The organism is Fictibacillus barbaricus (genome assembly GCF_014635025.1).
GTDB classification, from domain to species: domain Bacteria; phylum Bacillota; class Bacilli; order Bacillales; family Fictibacillaceae; genus Fictibacillus; species Fictibacillus barbaricus.
Genome location: NZ_BMCE01000002.1, coordinates 1,219,781 through 1,236,850 on the forward strand (window position 1 = coordinate 1,219,781; position 17,070 = coordinate 1,236,850).

At 39.7% G+C, this 17,070-nt stretch carries 18 protein-coding genes; 7 read left to right on the top strand and 11 right to left on the bottom strand.

The annotated features are described in order from the left end of the window. Nucleotides 1-134 precede the first annotated feature (134 nt). From IEV52_RS15670 to IEV52_RS15685, 4 genes are all read left to right on the top strand, one after another. Nucleotides 135-959 (top strand): MBL fold metallo-hydrolase, encoded by an 825-nt coding sequence (locus IEV52_RS15670; protein ID WP_188403432.1) that lies wholly within the window; start codon nucleotides 135-137, stop codon nucleotides 957-959. 111 nt (nucleotides 960-1,070) lie between these two features. Then, complete coding sequence (locus IEV52_RS15675; protein WP_188403950.1) at nucleotides 1,071-1,904, top strand: deoxyribonuclease IV; 834 nt, start codon at nucleotides 1,071-1,073, stop codon at nucleotides 1,902-1,904. 197 nt (nucleotides 1,905-2,101) lie between these two features. After that, on the top strand, nucleotides 2,102-2,467 hold the full coding sequence (locus IEV52_RS15680) for a helix-turn-helix domain-containing protein (protein ID WP_188403433.1): 366 nt from the start codon (nucleotides 2,102-2,104) through the stop codon (nucleotides 2,465-2,467). Between the two features lie 150 nt (nucleotides 2,468-2,617). Next, the gene (locus IEV52_RS15685; protein WP_188403434.1) at nucleotides 2,618-2,791 is read left to right on the top strand and encodes a hypothetical protein; all 174 of its coding nucleotides are present in this window, start codon (nucleotides 2,618-2,620) and stop codon (nucleotides 2,789-2,791) included. A 41-nt stretch (nucleotides 2,792-2,832) separates the two neighbouring features. On the opposite strand, the gene IEV52_RS15690 is transcribed toward IEV52_RS15685, so the two are convergent. The 6 genes from IEV52_RS15690 to IEV52_RS15715 form a co-directional block, all read right to left on the bottom strand. After that, nucleotides 2,833-3,288, bottom strand: coding sequence for an SRPBCC family protein (locus IEV52_RS15690; protein WP_188403435.1), 456 nt, complete (start codon nucleotides 3,286-3,288; stop codon nucleotides 2,833-2,835). 25 nt (nucleotides 3,289-3,313) lie between these two features. Beyond that, the gene (locus tag IEV52_RS15695; RefSeq protein WP_188403436.1) at nucleotides 3,314-3,799 is read right to left on the bottom strand and encodes a DinB family protein; all 486 of its coding nucleotides are present in this window, start codon (nucleotides 3,797-3,799) and stop codon (nucleotides 3,314-3,316) included. 73 nt (nucleotides 3,800-3,872) lie between these two features. Then, nucleotides 3,873-4,886, bottom strand: a complete 1,014-nt coding sequence (locus tag IEV52_RS15700; protein ID WP_188403437.1) for a Gfo/Idh/MocA family protein — start codon at nucleotides 4,884-4,886, stop codon at nucleotides 3,873-3,875. A 534-nt stretch (nucleotides 4,887-5,420) separates the two neighbouring features. Then, a complete protein-coding gene (gene ypfJ, locus IEV52_RS15705; RefSeq protein ID WP_188403438.1) occupies nucleotides 5,421-6,260 on the bottom strand; it encodes a KPN_02809 family neutral zinc metallopeptidase in 840 nt (279 codons plus the stop codon). A 230-nt stretch (nucleotides 6,261-6,490) separates the two neighbouring features. Further along, complete coding sequence (locus IEV52_RS15710; protein WP_188403439.1) at nucleotides 6,491-7,735, bottom strand: erythromycin esterase family protein; 1,245 nt, start codon at nucleotides 7,733-7,735, stop codon at nucleotides 6,491-6,493. Between the two features lie 101 nt (nucleotides 7,736-7,836). After that, nucleotides 7,837-8,331, bottom strand: coding sequence for a GNAT family N-acetyltransferase (locus tag IEV52_RS15715; protein WP_188403951.1), 495 nt, complete (start codon nucleotides 8,329-8,331; stop codon nucleotides 7,837-7,839). A gap of 196 nt (nucleotides 8,332-8,527) precedes the next feature. Here IEV52_RS15715 and IEV52_RS15720 point away from each other — a divergent pair, with 196 nt between their 5' ends. After that, nucleotides 8,528-9,094, top strand: a complete 567-nt coding sequence (locus tag IEV52_RS15720; protein WP_188403440.1) for an NAD(P)/FAD-dependent oxidoreductase — start codon at nucleotides 8,528-8,530, stop codon at nucleotides 9,092-9,094. 22 nt (nucleotides 9,095-9,116) lie between these two features. Here the strand turns inward: IEV52_RS15720 and IEV52_RS15725 are convergent, their stop codons facing one another. From IEV52_RS15725 to IEV52_RS15740, 4 genes are all read right to left on the bottom strand, one after another. Beyond that, on the bottom strand, nucleotides 9,117-10,385 hold the full coding sequence (locus IEV52_RS15725) for an aminopeptidase P family protein (protein ID WP_188403441.1): 1,269 nt from the start codon (nucleotides 10,383-10,385) through the stop codon (nucleotides 9,117-9,119). Between the two features lie 338 nt (nucleotides 10,386-10,723). Continuing rightward, a complete protein-coding gene (gene pepT / locus IEV52_RS15730) occupies nucleotides 10,724-11,956 on the bottom strand; it encodes a peptidase T (RefSeq protein ID WP_188403442.1) in 1,233 nt (410 codons plus the stop codon). 355 nt (nucleotides 11,957-12,311) lie between these two features. Then, complete coding sequence (locus IEV52_RS15735; RefSeq protein ID WP_188403443.1) at nucleotides 12,312-12,734, bottom strand: DUF1801 domain-containing protein; 423 nt, start codon at nucleotides 12,732-12,734, stop codon at nucleotides 12,312-12,314. 138 nt (nucleotides 12,735-12,872) lie between these two features. Then, nucleotides 12,873-13,409 (bottom strand): hypothetical protein, encoded by a 537-nt coding sequence (locus tag IEV52_RS15740; RefSeq protein WP_188403444.1) that lies wholly within the window; start codon nucleotides 13,407-13,409, stop codon nucleotides 12,873-12,875. 190 nt (nucleotides 13,410-13,599) lie between these two features. Between IEV52_RS15740 and IEV52_RS15745 the strand changes: the two genes are divergently transcribed. Together IEV52_RS15745 and IEV52_RS15750 are read left to right on the top strand one after the other, a co-directional pair. Then, the gene (locus IEV52_RS15745; RefSeq protein WP_188403445.1) at nucleotides 13,600-14,721 is read left to right on the top strand and encodes a glycosyltransferase family 4 protein; all 1,122 of its coding nucleotides are present in this window, start codon (nucleotides 13,600-13,602) and stop codon (nucleotides 14,719-14,721) included. Then, nucleotides 14,721-15,893, top strand: a complete 1,173-nt coding sequence (locus IEV52_RS15750) for a glycosyltransferase family 4 protein (RefSeq protein ID WP_188403446.1) — start codon at nucleotides 14,721-14,723, stop codon at nucleotides 15,891-15,893. Before IEV52_RS15745 ends, IEV52_RS15750 begins: the two co-directional genes overlap by 1 nt. Here the strand turns inward: IEV52_RS15750 and IEV52_RS15755 are convergent. Further along, entirely contained in the window at nucleotides 15,890-17,041 is a 1,152-nt protein-coding gene (locus tag IEV52_RS15755) for a glycosyltransferase (RefSeq protein ID WP_188403447.1), read from the bottom strand. The two genes, IEV52_RS15750 and IEV52_RS15755, sit on opposite strands and share 4 nt — an antisense overlap. Nucleotides 17,042-17,070 lie beyond the last annotated feature (29 nt).

A 17,070-nucleotide genomic window follows, 5' to 3' on the forward strand; every position in this document is an offset into this window, starting at 1 on the left:
GTTTTTCTATTCCCTTCTCTCATTTTTTAAAACTGAGGCGGATGAACTGTAAATACGAAAGAACATTTACATTACTTTCCATACTTGGTTTGCTACACTGTCATTAAAGCCAAATTAAGGAGGGACATCAAGTAATGAAAGAATATCTATGCACAACTTGTGGAACACAATACACATCGGCTGTTTCCCCTTTGAAAGAATGTGTGATCTGTAAAGAAGAAAGACAATACATAAACCCGAAAGGACAAGAATGGACTACCTTAGAAGTGATGAAACAATCAGGCGAATATCGCAATAAAATAGTGAACGAACAGCCAGGACTCTATAGCCTGAAAACAGAACCGGAATTTGCGATCGGACAGTCCTCATTTTTAATCGATGTAAAAGGATTTCGTCTATTATGGGATTGTATTCCTTACTTAGATCAAACAACTGTTGACCGTATTATGCTTGACGGCGGCATTGATGCCATTGCATTATCACATCCCCACTACTACTCCACTCAGGTGACGTGGGCAGAAACATTCGATTGCCCGATCTACATTCATGAGGATGATAAAGAATGGGTTCAACAAGAAAGCTGCAGAATTGTTTATTGGAGCGGAGAGCAGAAGCCGTTGACTGAAGGTCTTGCCATCCATCGGATAGGCGGACACTATAAAGGTGGAGCTGTCCTTCACTGGGAAAACGGGAGAAGAGGAGCTGGAGTTCTATTAACAGGGGACATTATACAAGTAGTTCCCGACCGAAGATGGGTAAGCTTCATGTACAGCTATCCGAACATCATTCCGTTGCCTGCTAAAACCGTTGATCGTATGGCAAAAAGAGTAGGTTCACTACAGTTTAAAGAATTGTATAACGCGTTTAACCGTCATGTAAAAAAAGATGCAGATCTTGTTGTCCAGCGATCTGCTGAGCGATATATTGCTGCACTAAACGGTGAATGGTTTACTACATAAAGAAGAAAAGGGAGAATAGTTCTCTCTTTTTTATTTTGCTTAATGTATTTTTCGGATGAATATAGATACATACTGTTAGAGAAGATTTACAGATGGAAAGTAGGGATTTCTATGCGCTTTGGCTGCCATGTGAGTATAAGGAACGGATATAGTGGTGCAGCAAAACACGTTCTTTCCTTAGGTGGTCGCGCGTATCAGTACTTTCCAAAGAATCCGCGAAGTTTGTCTGTAAAGGATTTTAATTTAGGTGATGCGAAAAGCTGCAAAGCGTTTTGTGCGGAAAATAATTTACTGTCTATTGCACATACCCCCTATCCAACGAGCCTGACTCCCTCTGAAAATAAAAAACAACTTACGATAGAATCCCTTAGGAACGACCTGGAGATCGCAGATGCCTGCGGTTCTGTTGGGGTTGTTGTGCATTTTGGCAGTCCCGTTCCTGGTGAGGACCTCCTTGCAAGCTATCAACTGATGATTCATACACTGAATGCTGTTCTCAGTGATTGGGATAGTGATTGTCTAATTTTACTTGAAAATTTAGCTGGTCGTCCTGGCTCGATGGGAACAACGTTTGAAGAACTCGTTCAAGTGAGGAATCTATGTGAACAACCTGAGAAAATTGGTTTTTGTTTGGATACGTGTCATGCGTTTGCCAGCGGACTTTGGACCGGAGAAAATTGGAGTGAACTCGAGGAAAAAGGTACGGAGTTGGGTTACTTTCAGCATTTGAAGGCAGTCCATTTGAATAATTCCCGCTATGCCTCTGGAGAAGGAAAAGACCGACATGCCAACATTTTTCATAAGGGACGTATTACCGAAGAACAGTTTGATCAGCTGATAACTTCACCGCTTTTAAAAGATGTTCTTTTTGTGTTAGAAACACCATCTGAGTATGGCATTTCGCACGGTGAAGAAATCAAAGAGCTTTATAAAAAGTGGGGTTGAATTTTAGTGTCAAAATAAAATATATAATTCGAAAAAAGCTGAGAACATCAGCTTTTTTTATATTTATAAAAATGTTTTATAAAAAAATAGGCTAAATTCTTCCAAACGCACAATATAATGTAAAAAGAATAAGTTCATATAAAAGAAAGTATTTCATGTAGTTACGCACATGGATTAATAAGGTGGGATCTTTTCTAATGAGAAAAATTAGGGAACTGCGAAAAGAGAAAGGTGACACCATAAAGGAATTAGCCGATAAAATTGATTATGATTTTAGTAATTTATCAAAAGTAGAGCGTGGTCTTATTACTCCATCGTTAAAGCTACTTTCAAAAATTGCAGCTGTTTATGATGTGAAAATATCTTATTTTTTTGATCAAGAAGAAAATTTATCAACAACAGAAAAAAGGTTTATTGAGGATCTGGAACTGTCTTCTGCAGATTTAATGAACAATTATAATCTCTTATTAGATGGAGAACATGTAACTAATCAAGAAGCAGAATTCGTTATAACTTTGATACGAAAACTCAGAGAAACAATTAAAAAGATAAGACCTAAATGATAAGTATTTTTTTATTTGATTATATTCAAAGAAATTGGTTTTATAAACAAATAAATTTATTTTTTGGTTCCGCCTACCATTTAATGTGCATATGATGAATTAAGTCCTTAAAGGATTGTTTGCAATTATATGGTAAAGGTGAGGACTAATATGGATCACAATGAAACTTTTAGCGAAAAGCATTGGTATTTACTTGAACAAATCGAACACAAAGGACTTGACACACAAAAGTTTCAGCACATCTTAAACGATCTTGAAAGAAACGGCAATCCATTATTGTTAGAACAGTTAGTCGAGATCTTGTATTTTTGTTTAAAAAAGTAATCTAGAAAACGCTTAGGTAATCTTCCTAAGCGTTTTCAGCATTATACAATTACCGGTGGCAATGTTCTTCCTGTCTCCAACAGCGTCTTTAAGTTGCTAAGAATCGCTGGCCAGCCATTGTTATATCCAACAAAGGTATCTTCTTCTTCCACATAGTCCTTTTCCATCAAATTCTCATGCCGAAGGGTTAACTTAACGGTACCATTCAACTCTTTCAAGGTGAACGTAGCAATCGTTGGCTCTTCACGTTCTTCATAGTCCCATTTGTTGGTCCACGTAAAGGATAGCTCCTTTTGGGGTTCACATTTTAGGATTTCTCCCCAATCCGTTACCTCTCCACTACGAGAATATGTGATGCGAGATCCCTCTTTCCAGTCAGACTCTACCCGGCTTCCAAAAAAATACTGTTCCGTAACATCTCCATTTGTTAGAGCATCCCAGACTCTTTCAGGGGTCGATTCAATATAAGAAACATACACAAATTTTAAATCTGTCATTGTACGTTATCTCTTTCTATTTCGATTAATGAACGCCTTTTGATGGGTCCCAACTGCCTTGTGTTTTTCTAATCTCTACAATTTGCCCAATATGATATGCATTATGAATATTGATGTTAGCTAGCACCGAATACCATGGATCATGGCGATCCTCATGGGCAGAGCGTTCAAAGATCTCGTCGTCCGCCTCTTTAACTGCTGCTGCCCATTCTGTTAAAACCGTAAAAAGCTGAGTCTTCGCACCTTCCCAATCTTCATTGTTCTCATTTAGAAACGTCTCATCGTTGCTGTCTATTTTCCTTGTAGCCGGAGTTCCTTTAAACCTATTCAGATACCGCTCATTCCAAAAAATGAGATGGTTAACGATCTCCCAGATGGAATTACTGTCACCTGATTTTTCTTTTGCTTGTTCTTCAGTAAGTCCATCTAATGCACGCTCCACCGGAACAAACCAGTTCGGTTCGTTATGATTGGCTCCCATTTGTCTCAATAGAATCGTTCTCTGATCCATAAAAAAACCTCCTACACAGAAATAAGTACGAACAAACATTCTGCAAACGGAGGTTAAATTCCTTTAATAAATTTTAAATTTTTTGCTTCATTCCGAGATCCGACAATAGAACACGGCGTCCTTCTTTATCTGAAAGGGCAGCTGCTTCATTAATGGCAGTCAAGTTCACAATGTCTTCTGTTGTTATGGTAGGCTTTGTACCATTTGAAATCGAATCTACCCATTGTTCCATAGCTGATTGGATTGGCTTAGGCAGTTCTGGGTATATCCAGTCTTCTGTCCCAAGGTGCTTACTCTTGATTCGAACTTCCTGCCCTTCCACCATTAGCGTTCCTTCTGTTCCGTACAGCTCGAGCTGCTGTGGGCTTCCGAATGACAGGAACCCGGTTTCGATCATTCCCATTGCCCCTGATTCATACTCCACCATTACCAAGGCATTGTCATCTACACCAAGCTGATAGAATTGGTTCAGTCTTCCACTAACCGCTTTTACTTTTCCACCTAGGCGATTTGTTAAATAGATCGGATGTGCGCCAAGGTCAATCAGTGCTCCTCCACCACACTCCTCTTTGTTATAAAAGTGCTGGGGCAGCCATCCTTTTGGATTTTCGGAGGAAGGTACAGAGCCATTATGCGCTACACGGCATCTGATGTATGTAATATCTCCTAGCAACCTCTTATCTACCACTTCTTGTGCATAGAGGTAAAAGCTTTCTGTCAGCCTTGGTAAATTGACGATTAATTGTACATTATTCTTTTCAACGGCCTCTACTATTTCTTCACAATCTTTTACCGAGAAAGCCAAAACTTTTTCCGTGAAAATGTGTTTGCCATGATTTGCTGCCGCAATGATCACTTCCTTGTGGCGGTTCGTCGCTGTTGTTACGATAACACCATCAATGGCTGGATCAGACAGGACTTTATTTAAGTCAGGCTCATAAGCAACTCCTAACTCCTTTGCCCACTCGGCTCCGCGCTCTGTGTCCTCATCCCATACTACTTGAATGGATATTGTTTCGTTTTCCTTTGCCTCACGTGCATAATCGACCGCGTGTACATGCCATTTACTGAGTAGTGCCACATTCATCTCATCATCACTCCTCCAGCTATAATTATCTTCATTATACATAAGAGCGATAATTGATTGAAAAAATTCTATACTGTTTCTTCTAAAAGTGATAGATTAATTGGTTTATCCATCAGATGGGGATGAGGCAAAAGTATGGGTTTTTGATAGGCAGGTTGTTGAAGAATGTCGAAATCTGGATAAATCGAAAATTACGTGGAATTATTGATCGTTTACGTGGAATTACTGACTGTTTACGTGGAATTATTTCGATTCAGTGTGAAATTAATTTTAAATACGGAAACAGTGTCCTTTTTAAAAGTACTCTTTTCTAATATGTATATATCAAAGATACACCAGAGCTAAATTAATCTGAAATATCATACAAATCATGAAAATCACTTAGTTTTCAGCTTTTTTTTACTCACTTCAGTCCCTTTTCCTGCCCACAAACTGCTCAAATTCGATCTTCATATGGGGGTATATAGCAAAAAGACTGGCCAAAATGGATCAACTCATCCCTTAGACCAGTCTTAACCTATTTCTTAAAATAAATCAAAGCTCTTTCACTTTAAATGTGTCTCCACCCTTAATTGTACCGTTCTGAAATCCTTTATAAAACCAGCGTTTGCGCTGTTCGGAAGTGCCGTGGGTAAAGCTTTCTGGCACCACATAGCCTTGTGATTTCTTCTGCAGTGTATCATCACCAACCCCACTCGCAGCATTCAGTGCTTCCTCCAGATCCCCTTTTTCCAGCACATTCATATCCTGAGCGTGATTCGCCCATACTCCCGCATAATAATCAGCTTGCAGCTCAAACCTGACTTGATATTTATTGTATTCCGTTTCACTGAGCTTCGATCGCAACGCGTGGATTTCTTCTGTTTTTCCTAGTAGTGTCTGTACATGATGGCCTACCTCATGTGCGATCACATAGGCCATGGCAAAATCACCTGGTGCATCGAACTTATCTTGAAGTTCCTGATAAAAGCTAAGGTCTATGTAAAGCTTCTGGTCTCCAGGACAATAAAACGGACCGACCGATGAACCCGCTGCACCGCAAGCCGACTGAACGCTTCCTGTATAGAGAACAAGCTGTGGTTCTTTGTACGTTAGTCCTTGTTCTCGAAAAATGTCAGTCCACACATCCTCTGTGTCTGCTAAAACAACTGACACAAACTGTGCATTTTCTTTCTCTTTTTCAGTCTCTTCATATGGTACTGACTGCTCTGTCTCTCCCATGCCACCGATCAGATCTCCTGGATTTCCTCCTAAAAGGGTAACGATCAGTACAATGATCAAACCTCCAAGACCCCCGCCGACTGCCAGCCCTTTACCACCCATCCCCCGCCGGTCTTCAACGTTTGTGCTTCCACGTCTGCCTCTCCACTTCATATCTTATCCTCCTCACAATGCCAAAACTTTTAATGTAATAGTCTATATACCCTAAGTCATGAAAAAATAGACGAGTGAACATTTAATTAGAAACCAACTGTGGCTAAGACTGTTAAAGCACCGAAAAAAAGGGGACTATCACTGGTCTCATTTTTCCACCAGGACTGTTTATTATATATAAAAATAAGCTTCCGAGCGTTTCAGCCTGGAAGCTTGCGTGATTTATCTGGCTAGAGCGGATGCAGGGCATTCGAGTGATTGATAAAAATAAAAGCATCATATCTGTTGGACAAACTGGTTGGAACATAGTTGCCTAAATGTTCATAACGAGGATTATAAACCACACCAATGGCACGGTGGCCTTTGACATCTTGGAACCTTTCATGGTGTTCTTTTAGCAGCATAATCTGATCGTGAGTACCAGCAGCATGAAATACCCCTTCCCAACTGTCATCAGAAGCTGGCGGGACTGAAATCTTTTTGTAAGGAGCTCCCCATGCATCTCCAGCAATCACTGAACCGCGGTGTGTGCCAAACCCTAGAGCATACACATCTTTAGGAATATGGCTTTCACGAATTAATTGGCCTACATTCACCATTCCTTCCTCTGCCATATCGGTCGCACGCGCATCTCCAATGTGTGTGTTATGTTCCCAGATGATGGCCTTTGCTTCCGGTCCATGGAAGTCCATTAGCTTCTCAACAGCTTCAGTCATATGACGGTCTCGAATGTTCCAGGTTTCGGTGTCGCCTTTTACCATAGATCTGTAGTAATGTTCAGCATGAGCAGCTACTAGCGCATTGAGCTCCAGACTAAGTCCACCTTCCAGGTCATCTTCATAAGATTCTCTTTTGGACTGAATGTCTAAAAGAAGCTTGATCACTTCTTCTTCACAGCTTTCAGATAGATAACCTGCTGAGATCGCATATTCCTGTTCGTCTTTTTCAAAAGGCTGAAAGCATGAAAAGGCTTTTTTGGCAGACTCTAACCTGCTGGGGTCCTTCTTTTCTAGATAACGAATAATCTCTTCCATCGATTCAAAAAGACTGTACATGTCGATCCCATAAAAGCCGACTTTTTTCTGTATTGCCTGTTCATCATTATGTTTTTTTAACCACGTTATAAAATCAAGAATTTCTTTATTTGCCCACATCCATGAGGGCCAGCGTGTAAAGCTGTGTTTTAAAAGGAATTCAAGCTGTGGAGGTTTTGCGTAGTAACTTTTTATGTACCGATTCACCCTGTAACAGGACGGCCAGTCCCCTTCCACCGCAATGAACGAGAAGCCTTTTTCTTGAATGAGTCTTTTTGAAAGTTCAGCACGAATTGTATAAAACTCAGATGTACCATGTGAAGCTTCACCTAATAGCACATAACGCGCATCACCGATTGAATTTATAATTGTATCCAGGTCAGATTTATCTTCAAACCGTACAGCATGTTTTCTTATATACTCAGCAATTGATTCTGACATTGTCCCACCCGCTTTCTACCTGTACTATAACCAGCTGGTGTTCTTCTTAAACGAAGAAAAAGGACTTTTGGGTAAGTCCTTTCTGAGATATGATCATTCTTTTATATCATTTTATAATATAAAACAGTCGTATCAATGCCCCCTTCAGCGTTCTGAGCAAAGTGAGGAATACGGCCAGCCTCTTTATAGCCGATGGACTGATAAAGAAAATTTGAAGGGTCTCCCTCTCTTGTATCTAGAACCAGCAGGGACCTTCCTTCATGTATCGCTCTTTGTTCTGCTTGCTTCATCAGCTGACGTGCGATTCCTCTTTGTCTGAATGAAGGATGTGTCATTAATTTTGCAACCTCTGCCCGGTGAACACCGTTCGGCTTCGTACATAAATGCAGCTGGATGGTACCAGCAATCTGCCCTTCCACCTTTGCAATCCAAAATAATATCTCAGGGTTAACACAGCTTTGCCAATATGCACGAGCCTCTTCTTTTTCAAGTGGCGGAAGAAAACCGATGGATGCTCCATCTCCTACTACTTTTATCAGCAGATCTGACAGTTCTTCTAAACATTCATTAACACTGTGAAGTTCAATGATCTCCATCTCATTAGCCCCTTTGTTTATGTTAGTTGTTTCATCTATTTTAATATTCATTATCTGCTTTTTCTATCTCTTTTTTCATAAAAAAACCTCCCTTGTTACAGGAGGCTCTTTTTGCTTGTTTTTTCGTGTTTCATTCGCTATTCCCAACAAAAACCGCTATGATGAGTGTAGAGCTATTTATTCAGGAGTGTTTGCTTTGACTAAATTATTGCTTATTGGTGCTGGAGAAGCACATTTGTCTGTTCTCCGTTCTCTTCAATCAGAGAGATTACAAGATGTAGACGTTACGCTTATCTCTTCTTCTCGTTATTCAGGAAAAGACACTCAATTAGATATAGTCACATTGTGTGAAACAGCCTCAGTTACTTTTATTGAAGACACCATTATTTCCTTTGATCCTCTTCAGAAAATGCTGTTAAGCTTTTCAGGTGAGATTCATCGTTTTGATGTCATTTCATTTGATGTGGGTATGAAGATTTCCCTCTTTAAACAAGCATTGGTTCCTGTAGATCCAAAAGGATTGATGCTAGTGAACGATAAGCTTCAGAACACGGAATTCTCCTTTATATTTGGGGCAGGAAGGTGCGTCTCAATCTTGGATGTATCAGAGAATAGTGATGCACTCTTAAAACAGGGTAAAATCTTATGTAAGAATATAAGAAGGTACCTTTCCGGTAAGCCATTAAAAGAATTAAATGAGGGGTCAGGACTTTCATTCATGGATCACCTTAGAAAACTGCTAAAAAAACAGTCTAATTCGTAATGAACTAGACTGTTTCTTTTTATTAAGCCTTCAATGCATGAACACCTTGTGTCGCCATAAACTCTTCGATCTCTTCTACTTCACGCATAATGTCTTTTGACAGGTTCTCAAATCCATCTTCTGTTACTAAGATGTCATCTTCAATACGAATGCCGATTGACTCATCTTCAATATATAATCCAGGCTCTATCGTAATCACCATTCCAGGTTCTAATACACGGTCTTTATATGAACCCACATCATGTGTGTCAAGTCCAAGGAAATGGCCGACACTATGATAATAGTATCTGGAGATCTCAGAGTCTTCCTGAATCAAACCAATCTTCTTGCACTCTTCCGCTAAAACTTTTTTTGCATGTTTATCCAGTTCAGCGTACTCCAGACCTGGTTTAATCAGTGCAGTTGTTTCTTTTAAAGCTTTTAAGACGATGTTGTACAGTTCTTTTTGTCGATCAGAAAATTTACCATCAACCGGGAACGTATAACTGATATCTGCATTGTAATAGTCTTTCTGTGCGCCAAGGTCAAGCAACACTAGCTCTCCTGAATCGGTCTGTGCGTTATTATGTTCATAATGAAGAACCGTCGCGTTTTTTCCGCTTGCTGTAATGGTGTTAAACGCGTAATTGCGGATGCCGTTTGATTTAAGCGTGAAATCAAAATGAGCTTCCAGCTGATACTCCATCAATCCCGATTTCGCGTTCATTAGCACATTGTAGATGCCTTCTTTAGTAATGGCGATCGCTTCTTTAATCTTTTGAATCTCTTCAGGTGTCTTAAATACACGAAGTTCAGAGATTTCAGGGTATACGTTATGAATCGTTACGTGGGGATAGTGCTCACGAATGTGTTTGGCAAAAAGGGATGTGTTTGTCGGCGCACCAGACCATCCGCGGCGCTCTAAGTCCAGACAAACATGTTTTGCTTGATTCGTAAAAAAAGTTCCCGCAACAAAAGATTCAAAGCTATCTACATACTTGATGTCTTTAATGCCAGATAGGCTTTCAGCTTCCTCTTTTGAAACCGTCTTACCCACCCACTTCTCCATTACAGGATCAGCTTTTTCAATAAAAAGCGTCTCTTCAAATAGTGCTCCGCTCTTCTTTAACATGAGGATAACGTTTTGCTCGTTGACTCCTGTTAAGTAATAGAAGTTACGATTTGGTACGAACGGATAATGTTCATCTGCTGACTTTTGTGGTGCCTTTCCTGCAAACAAAATTGTTAGTGATTCATCAGGCAGCAATTCTTTCAATCTGCTTCGATTTCTTTCAAAAAAATAAGACTCCATGTGAATCCTCCTTTAGGATAATATCAAAAAACGACTGATGAGTTTATTTATGTATTTATAGTATAAAGATTTTGGTACTGTAATGACAGTTATTTTTCTGAATTTTATAAAATGAATTTAAAATAATATGATGAGTGGGCGTTTTTATGGGATTAGGGGCAATTTTTATGTGATGGTGCAGATTTTTTATGTGATTCAGCTAAGTTTTTGTCTCTTACTAGTTCTACAATATGTGTTTTACCTTTTCATTGGAAGAGATACAACTCCCTGAGCTAACATCCCTTCACCTCCAATGACAGATAAAGCTAACCAAAACGAACTGGTTAGCTCCATACCATCTATGCCTCTTGTTCAAACAACTGTACAAGCTCAATAATGACTTGTGTTGCTTTGACCATGTTATCAACTGAAATGTATTCGTGACGGCCATGATAATTTTCCCCGCCAGTAAAAATATTCGGCGTCGGCAGTCCCATGAATGATAGCTGAGACCCGTCTGTTCCGCCTCGGATTGGTTTGATGTTGGGTTCGATACCCAGCTTCTTCATTGCTTGTGATGCAAGATCTACAATTTCTTTTACCGGCTCGATCTTCTCTTTCATGTTGTAATACGTATCTTTCATTTCTATCTGAACTTTATCCTGACCGTACTTTTCTCGCAACTCATCTACTATACCCTGAATCGTATCTTTTCTTTTTTGAAAAAGTTCCTTGTCATGGTCACGGATGATGTAATACATCTCAGTTTTTTCTACATCTCCTTTAAGACCAATGAGATGATAAAAGCCTTCATAACCTTCCGTATGTTCCGGTGCTTCATCTGCTGGCAGTTTACTTTGCAGCTCCATTGCAATTTTCGCGGAATTTACCATCTTGTTTTTCGCTGATCCTGGGTGAATGTTTTTTCCTAGGATGCGAATCTTTGCGCTTGCAGCATTAAAACTTTCATACTCAAGCTCACCAAGTGGACCTCCGTCCATCGTATACGCGTATTTTGCTCCGAACGCTTCTACATCAAATTTATGTGGGCCGCGTCCGATCTCTTCATCTGGTGTGAACGCCACTCTGATTTTTCCGTGCTTAATTTCAGGATGTTCGATTAAGTACTTCATCGCCGTCATGATTTCTGCGATACCCGCTTTGTTATCAGCACCAAGCAGTGTTGTTCCGTCTGTTGTGATCAAAGTGTGTCCCTTGTAATCTTGTAAGCTAGGAAAATCGCTTGGTGATAATTCGATATGTAGGTCTTTATTTAAAATGATAGTATCTCCATCATAGTTTTCTACGATCTGTGGATTTACGTTCTTACCTGTAAAATCAGTAGCTGTATCCACATGCGCAAGGAAACCGATGACGGGCACATCTTTTTCCGTATTTGGTGGAAGAGTTGCCATCACATAGCCGTTTTCATCTACGGTAACTTCTTTCATGCCAATTTCCTTTAATTCTTCAACTAAAATGTTAGCAAGTGTCCACTGCCCCTCTGTTGAAGGAGTGGTTTCACTGCTTGAGTCAGATTGCGTATCTACTTTTACATAAGAGGTAAATCTATTTATGATCTCTTGTTTCAATTTTCAATCAACTCCTGTCCTTTTGTTTCATCATAGCATGTTTGACCAAAATTCGAAAAATTTTTAAAGACTCGTCCATTTGTCTAAACAACCTGTCCTCTGCTGCATAAGATATAGTAACCAGCACAGGTAATGTGTTGGATAATAGCGGGGTGATATTAATGGGTTGTTGGAAAAAACACGACAAATGTGAATCTTCTTCTTCTTCAAGCTTCATCTTAAAATGTAAGAAGAAGGACAAGAATAAAGACAAGAAGAAGGACAAAGACAAGAAGAAGAAAAAGCGCTGTAACTGCGGCTGCAATCACTGATGCTCATTTCATGAATAAAGGAGTCCTCACAGGGCTCCTTTACCCTATTCCTGCGGATATGTTTTGAGTAAAAACTGCATCGATTGCTTGATTAACGTTTTTAGGACCTCTACGTCAACGTCCGCAATTTTATTAATGTAAACACATGCTGCGCCTGTTGTATGCTTTCCGAATTTCTCAAGCAGTTCAGCACGGTCTGGATCCCCTGGTGCAAAGTAAAGGCTGATCTTCGCCTTTCTTGGTGAGAATCCAACAAGAGGTGCATCGCCTTCATGGCCGGTTTTGTACTTATAATGATAGGATCCGAATCCGATAATGCTTGGCCCCCACATTTTTGCTTCAAAGCCAGTGGTTTCTGTAAAAATATCAAGCAGTTTATAAGCGTCTTCTCGTTTTTTGGGGCTATCAACTGATTCGATGAATTCTACCACACTATTATCTGTTTCTTTTGTTTTTTGCTCGTACATAAATAAACCACTCCTTTTCTTATAGGTAGGCTGCTACTTTATATTTTCTACATTGGATTCTTAACCCCTCTTACACATTTTACATCGCAGATTGGACCGTAAAAAAGACAACTCCTAAAAAAGGAGCTGTCATTTTATCTATTCACAGTGTTTTTTACAAACTACAAAATGGCTGAATGGAAAGAACAACGTTGCATCTGCCTGCTCAAGTCCTGGTTCTACAAAATTGAAAACACTTCCGCCAATTACAGATATTTCGGCCAGGCCACAGACTACTTGACACCCGCAGACTTCGAAATCACCTTTTGCTGTTACACGATAAACAGCGTTTGTTTCATCTTTTTTTCCTGGTACAAGGTTTCGAGGTATATTTCTTTCTATTCTTGTGCAAGTATGTGGGTTTAATTTAAACTTGCCTAAATTAATTTCTTTTTCTTCAATGTCTTCAAAAATATTAATATATCCGGTGCAGCTCATTTTCGGCTCCAAACAAATGCCCAATTTTACCTTGACTTTAAGTTCTTTGTCAGTAGGGTTTTTTAGAATAATAATGAGTCTGTCGTTCTCTCTCCCCCCTTGCAGTTCTGAATCAACTTCTTCCGGTACAAGAAATGGACCAGTCGTAATCTTTACTTTCCTGTGTTTATCTTGATTTCCTTTTGATTTATCACTCATCTGTTCAGCTCTCCCTTTTTAACTAACTCACATCATTATCTTCAACATATTAAATGCACCTGGTGAGTAAAAGGAATGGGCCATAAGGTAATTTTTATTTGGTATAAGAGTGCTAGTCGCACGTCATGGATTTGTTGAACATATAAATAGTTTGATCAATAATTATGAATACGTACTGAGGAGGTTACATATGAGGATAGGCGTTAACTTGTTGAACCTGCAACAGGACAGATACGGCGGGGTTGAACAGTATGTCGTCCATTTGATCTCACGAATACTAAAGATCGACAATCGAGTAGAATTGTTTTTATTCCTTACAAAACCAAGCAGAGATCTGTTTCCTGATTATCAGGAACGATTGAAAAAAATAATGATAAAAGAATATAACATTCATAAAGTGATTTACCCATTGATTGCCCAATGCCAGCTCGACCTATGGTTTTCGCCCTTACACAGATCATACCTTCCAGATATACCGGTTCCTTCGATCACAACCATCCATGATGTTCTGCACACAGCCTATCCCCAATTTGTCCCCGGGGATTTCCAAGAAAACAATTCTTATTATGAGCAGTTCGCTTCATCCTTTGATGCCGTTCTGACTGTTTCGGAGTTCTCTAGAAATGCCATTGCAAAGAATATTGGCATTCCTAAGGTAAAAATACATGCGATCTATCCGGATGCTCCATTGGCATTTCAGTATTTCTCCAGATATAACCAGAGAGAAAGAATCAAGAAAAAATACGCACTAGAAGAAGGATATGCGATCTATCCAGCCAGCTATAATCCGCATAAAAATCATATCAGCTTGCTTAAAGCTCTTGTTTCACTAAGGGACAACTATAATAAGCGTCTAAAGCTTGTTTTAACGGGTTATGCGTCAAAAGAGAACCGTGTACATCAATCTGTCCTAAACTTTTTAAAAGAACATAAACTTGAAACCCAAGTAAATGTCTTAGGCTATGTCCCTCCTGAAGATATGCCTTCCCTATATGCAAATGCGTTGTGTTTGGTCTTCCCTTCCCTTTATGAGGGTTTTGGCATTCCTTTAGTAGAGGCGATGAAAACACAGTGTCCAATCGTCTGTTCAAATCGAGGAAGCATTCCGGAAGTAGTTGGCGATGCTGGTTTACAGTTTAACCCGGAGGATCCGGAAGATATCGCATTAAAAATGCTGGATATGTTAGATCCAAGAACCAGAGAGAACTTCATAAAAAAAGGAAACATGCGGTCAAAACGTTTTTCATGGGAAAATTGTGCCAAGGAAACACTGAATGTTTTCAAGCAAGTTGTGAAAAGGAATGAAAAATGATGAAAAAGATTCTAGTCCTAAACCATTTTCCGACTGCGCTTCCACCAACGAGCGGAGGCACATTAAGGTATTTTCATATTTATGAAAACCTAAGCCGCTTTTATGATGTAACCCTGCTTTCACAAACCTTCGGCAACAAAGGGGGATTATTCCACTATTCCTCATCATTCAGAGAATATAAAGTTGCTAAAGACCACTTTTACAATAAAATTGTTCAAGATCTACAGCATAATGAATTAACATATGAATTTGCCTTGATCATACAGACTGAGCTTGCCAAACATCCTACTTTATTTAAAAATCATTTTAAATCTCTTTATCCATCGAGTGATGTGGTCATTCATGAATCCCCTTTTTTATTGAACTATGATTCATACATCCGAAAAGATCACAAGCCAAGAGTATACAATAGCCATAACCACGAATTCATGCTGGCTGAACAGATTTGGAAAAATAAGGAGGCAAGAAGCTATCTGCCTGCCGTCTTTGATTTGGAAAAAAATCTTGTGAACAATGCCGATCTGGTATTTTCTACGTCTGCAATCGAAAAAAAGCTTTTTGCTGCGAAGTATAATGTTGATCCATCTAAAATCAAACTGGCTCCAAATGGGATACACCCAGATGGATGGCTACCACGAAAAGAAGGTGCCAACAAAAAAACTCTTGCCTTCTTCATTGGAGCTGATTACCCGCCAAACGTGGAAGCTGTTGGTTATATCGTGGACCATCTAGCTGACTGTTGTCCTGAAATGGACTTCCTAATCGCTGGAGGATGCTGCTCCCCGTTTTCAAATGCTCCCTGCAAGCCTAACGTAAGACTGTTAGGGAGAGTCCGGCACAAGCAGAAAATAAAATTATTGGCTGAAGCAGATATAGCCATAAATCCTATGTTTACAGGCGCTGGCGTAAATCTGAAGACATTGGAATATTTATCTGCAGGAATCCCTCTATTCTCCACACACTGCGGCGTAAGAGGCTTAGAACTGATTGATAAGAAACACTATATTCATGCAGAAAAAAAGGACTTTGCTTCTAAATTAAACCACCATGCTGGAGATCATATCTTATTACGAAAAGTGGCTGCAAGAGGCCAAAATTTTGTTAATGAGCACTATTCATGGAGAAGCATTGTCCATAGGATGAAAGGCGAGATTGATAAGCTCCTGTTCTAGGAGCCTATTAATTTTTCGACCATTTGTTTTAATGAAATGCCTGCTTTATCCCAAGTCAGCCTCAGCATATCCTTCCTGCCTTGTTTTCCTTTTTGTCTGCAAAGATCAGGATTTTCATAGGCATATCTCATCAGCTTTTTAAGGTGTCCGAATTTCGGTTCAGCCCATAACTGTCCATTTTGTTCAAATTGCCGGTAGATCGTAGAGATAGCGTGATCGCTATTCATGCTGATGGAAGGATCCTTAAGTTCGTAATCTATCAGGAAGGAGTTATGTTTATTTAAAAAATCAATCTGTCCCCCCCATCCTGTTGTAATAACTGGTATACCGCTTGATAATGCTTCAATAAAAGGCAATCCGACTCCTTCTCCTCTCGTAGGAAGGACAAACGCATTTCCTGCTCTGTAAATTCCCTTTAATTGAGTCTCGCTGCATATACCAGTCATTATATAAATGGGAGCAGAATCGTCCCCAACCCCCAATTTCCGTTTATAGTTCATAATTGCTGCTCTTATTTTTTTGCGTGAACTGCCATACGTTTTGATAACAAGCAGCACTGGCTCCTTCGCTGTGAACTCTTCCCAATACGCACGGAGCAAACTCTCCGGATTCTTTCGATGCTGAAAATCAAAAATAGAAACAAAAACAAATTTCCCCTCTGCTCCATTAATCATGAACTTTTGATTGTCCGGATTAAACATTCGTGTATCTGCCCCATGTGGAGCCAGAAATATCGGAATACGAACACCGCTGTTTTTCAGTGCATCTAAATTATGCGTACATGGAACGGAAACGGCATCAAAAGTAGATAGGATCGGCAGCCAAGTAACAGGGATTCTATTCGTTTCCCATACGGTATTAAGAATACAACGATCAAATCTGGCTTTATCTTCTTTTTCAATAACTGCCGGCGGAGAATGATAGATCAATAGCTTAGGTTTATCGTTTGAAACGGGTTTTCCAATGAGTTGGAGCAATCTTGCTTTTTTCTTTTCATCCTGCATGTTATAAGGAAAATTCCATGTATATGTTTCTATTTTAACGTCAACGTTCTGTCTGTCTAAAGCTAGGGCGTATTCCCTGCTCGCCGTTCCATACCCTGTGGCATCCAGTACAGGTCCTCTCCACACCACTTGATAGTCTTTCATCACGGTCTCCTTTTGATAGATAAGTAATC

Bases quoted from the DNA above. Each gene is read 5' to 3' on its own strand.
- IEV52_RS15670 (WP_188403432.1), top strand. From the start codon at position 135: ATGAAAGAATATCTATGCACAACTTGTGGAACACAATACACATCGGCT.
- IEV52_RS15675 (WP_188403950.1), top strand. From the start codon at position 1,071: ATGCGCTTTGGCTGCCATGTGAGTATAAGGAACGGATATAGTGGTGCA.
- IEV52_RS15680 (WP_188403433.1), top strand. From the start codon at position 2,102: ATGAGAAAAATTAGGGAACTGCGAAAAGAGAAAGGTGACACCATAAAG.
- IEV52_RS15685 (WP_188403434.1), top strand. From the start codon at position 2,618: ATGGATCACAATGAAACTTTTAGCGAAAAGCATTGGTATTTACTTGAA.
- IEV52_RS15690 (WP_188403435.1), bottom strand. From the start codon at position 3,288: ATGACAGATTTAAAATTTGTGTATGTTTCTTATATTGAATCGACCCCT.
- IEV52_RS15695 (WP_188403436.1), bottom strand. From the start codon at position 3,799: ATGGATCAGAGAACGATTCTATTGAGACAAATGGGAGCCAATCATAAC.
- IEV52_RS15700 (WP_188403437.1), bottom strand. From the start codon at position 4,886: ATGAATGTGGCACTACTCAGTAAATGGCATGTACACGCGGTCGATTAT.
- ypfJ (WP_188403438.1), bottom strand. From the start codon at position 6,260: ATGAAGTGGAGAGGCAGACGTGGAAGCACAAACGTTGAAGACCGGCGG.
- IEV52_RS15710 (WP_188403439.1), bottom strand. From the start codon at position 7,735: ATGTCAGAATCAATTGCTGAGTATATAAGAAAACATGCTGTACGGTTT.
- IEV52_RS15715 (WP_188403951.1), bottom strand. From the start codon at position 8,331: ATGGAGATCATTGAACTTCACAGTGTTAATGAATGTTTAGAAGAACTG.
- IEV52_RS15725 (WP_188403441.1), bottom strand. From the start codon at position 10,385: ATGGAGTCTTATTTTTTTGAAAGAAATCGAAGCAGATTGAAAGAATTG.
- IEV52_RS15735 (WP_188403443.1), bottom strand. From the start codon at position 12,734: ATGTACGAGCAAAAAACAAAAGAAACAGATAATAGTGTGGTAGAATTC.
- IEV52_RS15740 (WP_188403444.1), bottom strand. From the start codon at position 13,409: ATGAGTGATAAATCAAAAGGAAATCAAGATAAACACAGGAAAGTAAAG.
- IEV52_RS15745 (WP_188403445.1), top strand. From the start codon at position 13,600: ATGAGGATAGGCGTTAACTTGTTGAACCTGCAACAGGACAGATACGGC.
- IEV52_RS15750 (WP_188403446.1), top strand. From the start codon at position 14,721: ATGAAAAAGATTCTAGTCCTAAACCATTTTCCGACTGCGCTTCCACCA.
- IEV52_RS15755 (WP_188403447.1), bottom strand. From the start codon at position 17,041: ATGAAAGACTATCAAGTGGTGTGGAGAGGACCTGTACTGGATGCCACA.